This window comes from Nocardioides sp. CPCC 206348, assembly GCF_048654705.1.
Lineage (GTDB): Bacteria > Actinomycetota > Actinomycetes > Propionibacteriales > Nocardioidaceae > Nocardioides.
Map to the genome: position 1 here is coordinate 23,290 of NZ_JBMCZA010000243.1, position 10,445 is coordinate 33,734.

Genomic DNA, 10,445 nt, shown 5'->3' on the forward strand with positions numbered 1-10,445 from the left:
GCGCACCGACGTCGAGCGAGGCGGTATCCCGACCCGCCGGTGGCGCGAGATCATGCACGAGGCACGGGTCCTGGCCGACGAGGCCGGCTTCTACCGCTACCCGTTGCCGAAGGAGCTGGGAGGCCAGGACGGTTCGAACGTCGCGATGGCCCTGATCCGGGAGCACCTCGCCCGCCGTGGGCCCGGCCTGCACGCTGAGCTGAGCCACGAGGCGTCGATGGTCGCCAACGTCCCGCTGGCGCTGGTGCTGCACGAGTACGGCACGCCCGAGCAGAAGGAGCGGTACCTCGAGCGCCTGGTGTCGGGCGACATGGAGATGGCCTTCGGTCTCACGGAGCCCGATCACGGGAGCGACGCCACCTGGCTCGAGACCCGCGCCGTGCGCGACGGTGACGACTGGATCATCACCGGCGCCAAGCGCTGGAACAGCGTCGTCGACGTCGCCGAGGTCGACCTCGTCTTCGCGCGCACCGGCGGCGAGGACGGCAAGGCCGAGGGGATCTCGGCCTTCCTGGTGCCGACGAACGCCGAGGGCTTCGAGGTCCCGTTCTACTGGTGGACCTTCAACATGCCGACCGACCATGCGGAGGTCCGGCTCAACGGCGTCCGGGTGCCGGGTTCGGCCATGATCGGCGAGGAGGGCCGGGGCCTGGACTGCGCGCAGCTGTTCGTCCACGAGAACCGGATCCGCCAGGCCGCGAGCTCGCTGGGTGCCGCGCAGTTCTGCATCGACAGGTCCGTCGAGTACACCGAGGAGCGCACGCTCTTCGGCCAGCAGATGCGGGACTACCAGGGCCTTCAGTGGCAGCTCGTCGAGCTGCAGACCGAGGCGGAACTGGTGCGCAACACCATCATGAAGACGGCGTGGGAGATGGACGTCCACGGCAAGACGGCGGTCAGCGACAAGGTCTCCATGGTCAACGTGCGGGGCAACCGGCTGGCCTGTGACGCAGCCGATCGCGCGATGCAGATCCACGGCGGCGTCGGCTACAGCAGGCATCACCCGTTCGAGCACATCTACCGGCACCACCGGCGCTACCGGATCACCGAGGGTTCCGACGAGCTGCAGTACCGCCGCATCGCCGCCGGTATGTGGGACTTCCGCTCGAAGGCCTAGGGCGCGTCCGTCTCCCCGCGGGTCAGCAGGCCGAGGATCCGGTCGGCCACCTGCGGGGTGGACAGCACCCGCTCGGGCCAGGTGGCAACGGAGAACACCATGCCCAGCCAGCCCTGGGTGGCAACAGCAACCGCGACCTCGTCGAGGCCCGGGTGTGCCCGGGCCACCAGGGCCTCCCAGGCCCGGGAGTACTCGGCCCGGCGCCGGGTGAAGTTCTTCGACCACGGTTCGACGAGCGAGCGGACCTCTCGCTGGTAGAGCGTGACCAGGGGCCGGTTCGCCAGCGCGAAGTCGATGTGGTGCCGCAGGGCACGGTGCAGGTCCGCGACGGGCTCGTCCTGGACGGGACGGGTGGCGCCGAGGAGCTCGTCCATCGCCTCGTTCAGCAAGGTCGCAAGGATCTCGTCCTTGCCGGAGAAGTAGCGGTAGAGCGACGGCCCGCTCAGTCCGGCCCGGCGGCCGAGCTCGTCCATGCCGACGCCGTGGAAGCCCTTCTCGTGGAACGCCGTTGCGGCGGTGTCGAGAATCCGGCGGTCACGCGGCACGAAAGGAGACTACCATGATGACGGAACGATCGTTCACGCAGACGGTCGGCGGCCAGCGTCGTCGGCGGACAGGTGGAGTGATGGATTCGGGCAGCGCCGCATCAGCGCGACGACGGGCCGAGCTGGTCGCGCAGGCGGCACGGGCCCACGTGGCCGGAGTCGACCTGCTTCGCGCGCTCGACGTGCTCGACGATCTCGAGGACGCGGACGAGATCGAGCAGACTCCCTCCGACGAGATCCGGATCGTCGACGGACAGCTGGCCATTCTCGGTGGCGTGCTGCGGGAGTGCCTGCTGGACCAGGGCCGGGACCACCGACCCGACCAGGTGGTCGAGGTGAGTCAGGCGCTGCACGAGATCCACACCGTGCGCTTTGCCATCCACGATCACGTCGGACACGAGCGACTGCGACGGCTGGACCAGCTCGACCGCGGCCTGCGCCGCCTGCGGACCGTCACCGACCAGGACGAGCTGCTGGCGATGGTCTGTGAGGTGGCAGCGGACGCTGGCGGCTTCGACCGGGTGATGCTCTCGCGCGTCGACGAAGAAACCTGGCGGCCGTGGCGCAGCCACGCCACGACGATGGGTGAGACCGAGCGCGCTTTCCGTGACTGGATCCGCGACGTCCCCGGCATCCGGTTGTCCCACATGCTGCTCGAGAGTGAACTGGTGCGTCGCCGGGAACCTGCGATCGTGCTGCGCGCCGACGACGACGCCCGCGTCTACGGTCCGATGGCGCAGGCCTCCGGCCTGACGTCGTACGTCGTCGCGCCGATCCTGTCGGGTGAACGGGTGATCGGCCTGCTGCATGCGGACAACAGGGACGCCGAAGTGGTCGAGCTCGATCGCGACATCCTGTGGTTCTTCGCCATCGGGTTCGCGCAGGTCTTCGAGCGAGCGGTCCTCCTGGCGCGGCTGCGCGAGCAGCGGTCGCAGGTGATGGAGGCGATGCGTTCCGTCGATGCGGTGCTCGACGACCTCGCGACCAGCGCCATCGACCTGACCCGGCGCGATGAGGCGGCCGTGGTGGTCAGCAGGAATGCGCCGCCGGTGGGGATCGAACGCCCGCAGGCTCTCGAGCGGGTCCTGACCAGCCGCGAGTTCGAGGTGCTGACCCTCATGGCGACCGGGGCCACCAACGAGCGGATTGCGCAGCGGCTCGTCATCGCCACCGGCACCGTGAAGTCACACGTGAAGCAGATCCTGCGGAAGCTCCGGGTCGAGAACCGTGCCGAGGCGATCTCGCAGTTCCTCCGCCTGACGATCGGCGCGCGCGAGGACTGACGCGGGGCGTCGACCCCATTGCCTATTCGGTCTGACCATTGTAATCTCGGTACCATGGATCTCGCTGACGCCCCCGACGAGGCAGCCTTCCGCACCCGCGTGCGCGCGTGGCTCGCCGAGGCCCTGCCGCAGCTGGCGTGGCCCGAGCCTCCCGGTCTGGAGGAGAAGCTCCCCTTCTGGCGGCAGTGGCAGCAGATGTTGTGCGACGCCGACCTGGCCGGACTCACCTGGCCCCGGGAGTACGGCGGCCAGGGCCTGGACGAGCGGATGCGCGCCATCTTCGGCGAGGAGTGCGATCTCGCCGGTGCACCCGAGCGACTCAACATCATCGGCGAGGACTTCTGCGGTCCGACGATCGCCCACTTCGGGACCGACGAGCAGAAGGCGCGACTGCTGAAGCCGATCCTGACGGGCGCCGAGATCTGGTGCCAGCTCTTCTCCGAGCCCGGCGCCGGCTCCGACCTGGCCAGCCTGCGGACCAAGGCTGTCAAGGTCGACGGCGGCTGGCGGATCAGCGGTCAGAAGATCTGGACCAGTCGGGCGCAGATCGCGGCCCACGCCATCCTGTTGGCGCGCACGGGCGGAAACGACCCGGGCAAGTTGCGACACAAGGGCATCACGTTCTTCCTGCTGCCGATGGACACCGACGGTGTCACCGTCCGGCCGCTCCAGCACATGCTGGGTGAAGCCGAGTTCAACGAGGTCTTCCTCGACGACGTCTTCGTTCCCGACGAGTACGTCGTCGGCGAGGTCGACGGTGGCTGGAAGGTCACCATGGGCACGCTCGCCTTCGAGCGCGTGGCGATCGCGACCGGTCGGGTCAACACGACCAAGGCCGTGACCGACATCGTTGCCGACATCCGTGGCATGCAGGACGCCTCCGGTCGGCCCCTGGGTGCTGACCCGAAGGTGCGGCAGAAGGTTGCCGACCTGTGGTCGCGGGCGTTGATCCACAAGACGATCAGCCAGCGCGTCGTCACCGGCGCAGCGGCGGGTGCGCCTCCCGGCCCGGTGACCTCGATCGGGAAGCTCTACTTCTGCCCGCTCGTCGAGGACCTCGCCGACTTCCGCCTGTCCCTGGCGCCGCTCGGCGGCCAGTTCGACCTGGCCGAGGACGACGACGAGCTCGCCGCGAGCCGCGCCTGGCTGCGGTTGGCCAACCAGAGCCGTGGCACCGCGATCGCGGGCGGCTCCACCTACATCCAGCGCAACATCGCCGCCGAGCGGATCCTCGGCATGCCCCGAGCAGGAGCCGCATCATGACGAAGATCTTCAACAGCGCCGCCGAGGCGCTGTCCGACCAGGTGCAGGACGGGATGGTCGTCGCGGCCGGTGGGTTCGGCCTCTGCGGTGTTCCGGTCGACCTCGTCATGGCGTTGCGCGACTCGAACGCGCAGCAGCTCACTGTCATCGGCAACAACGTCGGTTGCGACGACCACGGCATGTGGCACGTCCTCGCGAACGGCCAGATCGCGAAGGTGATCCTGTCCTTCGCCGGTGACAACAAGATCCTCGCCGAGGCGTTCATGAGCAACGAGATCGACATCGAGTTCAACCCGCAGGGCACCCTGGCCGAGCGCCTCCGTGCCGGTGGGGCGGGCATTCCTGCGTTCTTCACCCGCACCGGCTACGGCACGATCATTGCGGACGGCAAGGAGACGCGGCAGTTCCCGAACCCGGACGGCACCCTCGACTGGTACGTCATGGAGACCGGCCTGACGGCCGACGTCTCGCTGGTGAAGGCCTGGAAGGCCGACACCGAGGGGAACCTCGTCTATCGCAAGACCGCGCGCAACTTCAATCCGATGATCGCGACGGCCGGGCGACTCACGATCGCCGAGGTCGAGGAGATCGTGCCGGTGGGCTCGATCGATCCCGACTCCGTGCACACGCCCGGCATCTTCGTCGACCGCATCGTCTTGTCCACCGGCCCGGAGAAGCACATCGAGCGCCCGACCACGCGTCCGGCCGTCGTGAAGGAGAACGTGTGATGGCCTGGACCCGCGAAGAGATGGCCGAGCGCGCCGCCAGGGAGTTGCGCGACGGCTACTACGTCAACCTCGGCATCGGCATCCCGACCCTGGTGGGCAACATGGTGCCCGAGGGCATGACCGTGACCCTGCAGTCGGAGAACGGACTGCTCGGCATCGGTCCGTTCCCCTACGAGGGTGAGCTGGATCCTGACCTCATCAACGCCGGCAAGCAGACCATCACCGACCTGCCCGGGTCGAGCTACTTCTCCAGCGCTGACTCGTTCGCGATGATCCGCGGCGGCCACGTCCACCTGTCGATCCTGGGCGGCATGGAGGTGTCCCAGAACGGGGACCTCGCGAACTGGATGGTGCCCGGCAAGATGATCAAGGGCATGGGCGGCGCGATGGACCTGGTCGCCGGCGTGCGTCGCATCGTGGTCGTGATGGACCACTGCGACAAGACCGGCGAGTCGAAGTTCAAGCCCGAGTGCACCCTGCCGCTGACCGGCAAGGGCGTGGTCGACATGCTGATCACCGACCTCGGGGTGTTCGAGATCGATCGACGAGGCGGCACGGGCGCCACCCTGCTGGAGATCGCACCGGGCGTCTCGCTCGACGAGCTCACGTCGAAGACCGAAGCCGAGTTCAAGCTCGGCCCGGGTCTGGGTTGACCCCGCCGTGGTGACCTGTCAGTCCGGGACGTCGATCTCGGTGCGCTCCTCGACCTCGAGGACGGCCGAGGCGTACTCGTGGACGTGGCGGGTCATCCGGCGTCCGGCGGCTGTCGCGTCGCGCTTGCGGATCGCCTCGGTGATGCTGCGATGCGCCTGCAGCGTGGTCTTGCGGACCTCCGCATTGATGAAGCCCTGGTTGTCGGTGGCGGCGTAGATGGCTCGCGACAAGGCGCCCATGAAGCCGGTCAACAGCTCGTTGTGCGAGGCGACCGCCACCGCGACGTGCCAGTCGACGTTGGCCTGGAGGAACTCTCCGAGCGGCCCTTCGAGTGCGATCGCGCCGTTGGCGCGGTCGAGCGCCTCGAGGTCGGCGTCGGTGCGGTACTTCGCGGCGAGCTGTGCGCAGGCGGGCTCGACGGCCTCGCGGGTCTCGAGCAGCGCGGCGAGCCGCACCTGGCGCCCGCGGATGAGCAGGCTGACCGTGCTGGCGATCGACTCCTCGCCCGGCTTCTGCACGAATGCTCCGCCGGACCGGCCGGTGCGAATCTGCACCAGGCCCTGGACCTCCAGGATGCGGAGCGCCTCGCGCACCGTCGTGCGACTCATCCGGGTCTGCGCGACGAGCTCACGCTCGGGTGGAAGCGCGGTGCCTTCGGGGAAGTCGCCGCGAAGGATCCGCTCGCGCAGGTCGTCGGCGAGGACGTCGGACGCCTTCGGGACCTGCATGGGCGAGAGCTGGACCGCGGCCCGCACGCTGGCGGGCGTTGTGGGGGCGCTCGTGGAATCAGTCATTTCCTACCGTTCTTTCGCGGACCCATCCGCTTCATTGGTCATACCCAAACTAACAGTTGGCACGTTCACGGCGGGTAACGCCGGGCTGGCCGGGCTGGACGAGTGCACAGTGGAAAGGCAGCGCCATGCAGTGGAAGTTCTCTGAGGAGCAGGAGGCCTACCGCGAAGCGCTTCGTGGCTGGCTCGGTGACGTCGCCGATTCCGCGCAGGTCCGCGCCTGGTTGGGTGTCGAGGGCGCGGACGACGGTGCGGCCGATCCGTCCGCGTTCGAGGAGCGCTTCGTGGGCGACGGGATGTCGGGTGTCGGCGTCGCGGAGGAGCTCGGTGGCCAGGGGGGCGGGCTGGTCGAGCTCGCCATCACGGCGGAGGAGCTCGCTCGTGTCGCAGCGCCCAGTGCGGCCTGGCTGGCGACGACCCTTGCTGTTCCGGCACTGCAGGGTCGCCCGGACCTGCTGAAGGCAGCCCTCGAGGGCGGACACGCCGCCGTCGTCGTTGCCGCCGAGTGCCTGCCGGACGCCGCGCCGTCGCTCGCGATCGACCACGACGGCCGGATCACCGGCGTTGTTCCCCGTGTGCTCGGTGCCGACCGGGCCGGTGTGCTCGTGGTCCTGGCGGGCGAGGGCGACGCTGCGAGGCTCCACGCCGTCGCCGCAGGGGATGCCGCCGTGACGCTGACACCCCACGTTCTTCTCGACCGGTCGCGGTCGGTGGCCGACGTCCGCCTCGACGGCGCGCCCGGCGAGGTGCTCGACGTCGATCCCGCGGTCGCGCTCGCACGGATCACCGAGATGGCCGGCGTCGTGACGGCCGCCGACGCGCTCGGGGCGATGCAGCGGATGCTCGACCTGGCGGTCGAGTACAGCGGCCAGCGGCAGCAGTTCGGCGTACCCATCGGTTCCTTCCAGGCGGTGAAGCACGCGGCGGCGACGATCCTGGTCGACCTCGAGGCGGGCCGGTCGGGCGTCTACTACGCCGCGGCCTCGGTCGATGGCCAGTTCCCGGACTGCGGTCTGCACGCGGCTGCGGTGAAGGCCCAGGTGACGGCAGCGGCCGGACGAGCCGCTGACGCGGCGCTGACCATGCACGGAGCGATTGGTTACACCTGGGAGCACGACCTCCACCTGTTCTACAAGCGGGCCCGGCTCGATGCGGAGCTCTTCGGCCCCGTCGCGGCCTGGAACGAACGCATTGCCGACGGTCTCCACCTGGTCCTCGGGGAGTCCGACGTCATCTAGTTATTGGTCATACCTTTTGTTATAGTCAATCCATAAGTCTTCGGCTGGCGTGAAGTCGGCCCCTTCATCTCCGATCAGGACGGGACCCACCGTGGATTTCGATCTCAATGACGATCAGCAGACCATCCGCAAGGCGGTCGCTGACCTTGCTGGCAAGTTCGACGACCAGTACTGGTTCGAGAAGGACTCCCGGCACGAGTTCCCGACCGAGTTCTACAACGCGTTCGCTGAAGGTGGCTGGCTCGGCATCACCACCCCCGAGGAGTACGGCGGCCACGGGTTCGGCATCACGGAGGCCTCGCTCCTCCTCGAGGAGGTGGCGGCCTCGGGCGCCGGCATGAACGGCGCCAGCTCCATGCACCTGTCGATCTTCGGGATGCACCCGGTGATCGTGCACGGCTCGGAGGAGATGAAGAAGGAGAACCTCCCGCGGATCGTCAACGGCGACCTGCACGTCTGCTTCGGCGTCACCGAGCCCGGTGCCGGGCTCGACACCACCCGGATCACCACCTTCGCGAAGCGGGACGGCTCCGACTACGTCGTCAACGGGCGCAAGGTCTGGATCTCGAAGGCCATGGAGTCGGAGAAGATCCTGCTCCTGACCCGCACCGCCAGGTTCGAGGACTCCCCGAAGAAGACCGACGGCCTCACCCTCTTCTTCACCGATCTCGACCGCGCGCACGTCGACATCCGGCCGATCCAGAAGATGGGCCGCAACGCCGTCACGTCCAACGAGCTCTTCATCGACGACCTCCGGATCCCCGAGGAGCACCGGATCGGCGAGGAGGGCCAGGGCTTCAAGTACATCCTCGACGGCCTGAACCCCGAGCGGTGCCTGGTGGCTGCCGAGGCGCTCGGGATCGGCCGCGCCGCGCTGCGGCGCGGGGTTCGCTACGCCAACGAGCGGGAGGTCTTCGGCCGCCCGATCGGCATGAACCAGGGTCTCCAGTTCCCGCTGGCTGACTCGCTGGCTCGGCTCGATGCCGCCGAACTGATCCTGCGCAAGGCGACCTGGCTCTACGACCAGGGCCTGCCCTGCGCCCGCGAGGCGAACATGGCGAAGTACCTGTGTGCCGACGCCGGCTTCGACGCCGCTGACCGCGCGCTGCAGACACATGGCGGTATGGGGTACGCCGAGGAGTACCACGTCGCCCGCTACTTCCGGGAAGCGCGACTGACCCGGATCGCCCCGATCTCGCAGGAAATGATCCTCAACTACCTCGGCGAGCACGTCCTCGGCCTTCCCAGGAGCTACTGATGACTTCCCCCTTCGACCTGACCGGCCGGGCCGCCCTCGTCACGGGTGCCGGCAGTGGCATCGGCGCAGCGGTCGCGAAGGCATTCGCCGGCGCCGGAGCGGCTGTGATGGTGACCGACCTCGACAAGGACTCGGCTGCTGCGGTGGCCGCGGAGATCGTGGCCGCCGGTGGTCGCGCCGAATCGGCCGCCCTCGACGTCCGTGACGCCGAGGGTGCCGCTGCCGCGGCCCAGCAGGCCGCGAACCTCGCTGGCGGGACACTGCACATCGTCGTCAACAACGCAGGCGCCATCGCGCCGGCGATGTTCGCGAAGATGGACAAGGAAGGCTTCGACTTCGTCGTCGGCGTCCATCTCGGCGGGGCGTTCACCGTCAGCCAGGCGGCCCTGCCGTTCCTGGCCACCAACGGAGCCGGCCGCATCATCAACGTCACGTCGGCCGCCGGGCTCGTCGGCACCATCGGCCAGGTCAACTACAGCGCCGCCAAGTCCGGGATCATCGGCGTCACCAAGTCCCTCGCCAAGGAACTGGCCCGCAAGAACATCACGGTCAACGCCGTCGCGCCGCTTGCGGCGACCAAGATGACCGAGAACATCCGCAGCAACGAGAAGCTCGCGGAGATGACGCTCGCGCGGATCCCGCTCGGCCGGTGGGCCGAACCGGACGAGATCGCGTCGACCTTCGTGTTCTTCGCCTCCGACGCGGCGTCGTACATCACCGGCCAGGTGCTGGCCGTCGACGGCGGGACGGTGATCTGACATGCCGCTGACAGGTCGCGACGCCTGGATCGTCGAAGCGCTTCGCACGCCCATGGGGCGCGCGCACCCGGACCGCGGCTGGTTCCGCGACGTGCACCCCAACGTCATGCTCGGCACGGTCTACACCGCCCTGCTCGAGAGCACCGGCCTCGCGCCCGCCGACGTCGAGGACCTCCTGATCGGGTGCACCGCGCCGTTCGGTGAGCAGTCCCGCAACGTCGCCCGCAACGCCTGGCTGCAGGCCGGCTACCCCGCCGAGGTCCCGGCAACGGTCCTGGACCGCCGCTGTGGCTCGGCCCAGACCGCGGTCGAGATGGCCGCTGCACTGATTGCGTCGGGCACCCATGACGTGGTCATCGCCGGTGGCGTCGAGAACATGGGACACGTCCCGATGGACGCGGTCGTCAGGATCGAGGAGCTGTACGGCGCCGCCTGGCCCGCCGAGCTCAAGGCCCTCTACGACTTCCCGGCCATGGGCGAGAGCGCGGAGCGCATCGCCGATCGGTGGGGGATCAGCCGCCTCGAGATGGACGAGTACGCCGTCCGCTCGCACGCACTGGCCGCGGCCGCCATCGAGGCCGGCCGGTTCCAGCGCGAACTCATCCCTATGGAGCTCGACGGCTCGGTCCGCACGAGCGACCAGAGCGTCCGGCCGGGCACCAGCGTGGCGGGCCTCGCCGACCTGAAGACCATCTTCCGGCCCGAGATCGGTTCCGTCACCGCCGGGTCGTCCTCGCCGCTGACGGACGGCGCCGCCGGCGTACTGCTGGCTTCCGACGACGCGGTGGCGCGGCACGGCTTCACCAAGCG

11 protein-coding genes are annotated in these 10,445 nt (G+C 69.0%); 9 read left to right on the forward strand and 2 right to left on the reverse strand.

Annotated features, from left to right (window positions below; translation table 11 throughout):
* A partial coding sequence (locus ACOADB_RS28480; protein WP_378607161.1) for an acyl-CoA dehydrogenase family protein occupies nucleotides 1-1,117 on the forward strand: 1,117 nt, incomplete at its 5' end.
* Here ACOADB_RS28480 and ACOADB_RS28485 read toward each other — a convergent pair.
* A complete protein-coding gene (locus tag ACOADB_RS28485; RefSeq protein WP_378607164.1) occupies nucleotides 1,114-1,662 on the reverse strand; it encodes a TetR/AcrR family transcriptional regulator in 549 nt (182 codons plus the stop codon). The genes ACOADB_RS28480 and ACOADB_RS28485 overlap by 4 nt on opposite strands.
* An 80-nt stretch (nucleotides 1,663-1,742) precedes the next feature.
* On the opposite strand from ACOADB_RS28485, the gene ACOADB_RS28490 reads away from it, so the two are divergent.
* From ACOADB_RS28490 to ACOADB_RS28505, 4 genes are read left to right on the forward strand one after another with little or no spacing between them, the layout of a single operon-like run.
* Nucleotides 1,743-2,945 carry a LuxR C-terminal-related transcriptional regulator gene (locus ACOADB_RS28490; RefSeq protein WP_378607167.1) on the forward strand — a complete coding sequence of 401 codons (1,203 nt, stop codon included), beginning with the start codon at nucleotides 1,743-1,745 and terminating at the stop codon, nucleotides 2,943-2,945.
* 54 nt (nucleotides 2,946-2,999) lie between these two features.
* Nucleotides 3,000-4,208, forward strand: a complete 1,209-nt coding sequence (locus ACOADB_RS28495) for an acyl-CoA dehydrogenase family protein (RefSeq protein WP_378607170.1) — start codon at nucleotides 3,000-3,002, stop codon at nucleotides 4,206-4,208.
* A complete protein-coding gene (locus tag ACOADB_RS28500; RefSeq protein WP_378607173.1) occupies nucleotides 4,205-4,936 on the forward strand; it encodes a CoA transferase subunit A in 732 nt (243 codons plus the stop codon). Before ACOADB_RS28495 ends, ACOADB_RS28500 begins: the two co-directional genes overlap by 4 nt.
* Nucleotides 4,936-5,589, forward strand: coding sequence for a CoA transferase subunit B (locus tag ACOADB_RS28505; RefSeq protein WP_378607176.1), 654 nt, complete (start codon nucleotides 4,936-4,938; stop codon nucleotides 5,587-5,589). Before ACOADB_RS28500 ends, ACOADB_RS28505 begins: the two co-directional genes overlap by 1 nt.
* Before the next feature lie 18 nt (nucleotides 5,590-5,607).
* Here the strand turns inward: ACOADB_RS28505 and ACOADB_RS28510 are convergent, their stop codons facing one another.
* A complete protein-coding gene (locus tag ACOADB_RS28510; protein WP_378607179.1) occupies nucleotides 5,608-6,384 on the reverse strand; it encodes a FadR/GntR family transcriptional regulator in 777 nt (258 codons plus the stop codon).
* A gap of 125 nt (nucleotides 6,385-6,509) precedes the next feature.
* Here ACOADB_RS28510 and ACOADB_RS28515 point away from each other — a divergent pair, with 125 nt between their 5' ends.
* From ACOADB_RS28515 to ACOADB_RS28530, 4 genes are all read left to right on the forward strand, one after another.
* Entirely contained in the window at nucleotides 6,510-7,619 is a 1,110-nt protein-coding gene (locus ACOADB_RS28515) for an acyl-CoA dehydrogenase family protein (protein ID WP_378607182.1), read from the forward strand.
* Between the two features lie 91 nt (nucleotides 7,620-7,710).
* Entirely contained in the window at nucleotides 7,711-8,877 is a 1,167-nt protein-coding gene (locus ACOADB_RS28520; protein WP_378607185.1) for an acyl-CoA dehydrogenase family protein, read from the forward strand.
* On the forward strand, nucleotides 8,877-9,635 hold the full coding sequence (locus ACOADB_RS28525) for an SDR family NAD(P)-dependent oxidoreductase (RefSeq protein WP_378607188.1): 759 nt from the start codon (nucleotides 8,877-8,879) through the stop codon (nucleotides 9,633-9,635). Before ACOADB_RS28520 ends, ACOADB_RS28525 begins: the two co-directional genes overlap by 1 nt.
* Before the next feature lies 1 nt (nucleotide 9,636).
* A partial coding sequence (locus ACOADB_RS28530; RefSeq protein ID WP_378607191.1) for a thiolase family protein occupies nucleotides 9,637-10,445 on the forward strand: 809 nt, incomplete at its 3' end.

Coding starts and splice junctions, on each gene's coding strand:
- ACOADB_RS28515 (WP_378607182.1), top strand. CDS start 6,510: ATGCAGTGGAAGTTCTCTGAGGAGCAGGAGGCCTACCGCGAAGCGCTT.
- ACOADB_RS28525 (WP_378607188.1), top strand. CDS start 8,877: ATGACTTCCCCCTTCGACCTGACCGGCCGGGCCGCCCTCGTCACGGGT.
- ACOADB_RS28505 (WP_378607176.1), top strand. CDS start 4,936: ATGGCCTGGACCCGCGAAGAGATGGCCGAGCGCGCCGCCAGGGAGTTG.
- ACOADB_RS28490 (WP_378607167.1), top strand. CDS start 1,743: ATGGATTCGGGCAGCGCCGCATCAGCGCGACGACGGGCCGAGCTGGTC.
- ACOADB_RS28495 (WP_378607170.1), top strand. CDS start 3,000: ATGGATCTCGCTGACGCCCCCGACGAGGCAGCCTTCCGCACCCGCGTG.
- ACOADB_RS28500 (WP_378607173.1), top strand. CDS start 4,205: ATGACGAAGATCTTCAACAGCGCCGCCGAGGCGCTGTCCGACCAGGTG.
- ACOADB_RS28510 (WP_378607179.1), bottom strand. CDS start 6,384: ATGACTGATTCCACGAGCGCCCCCACAACGCCCGCCAGCGTGCGGGCC.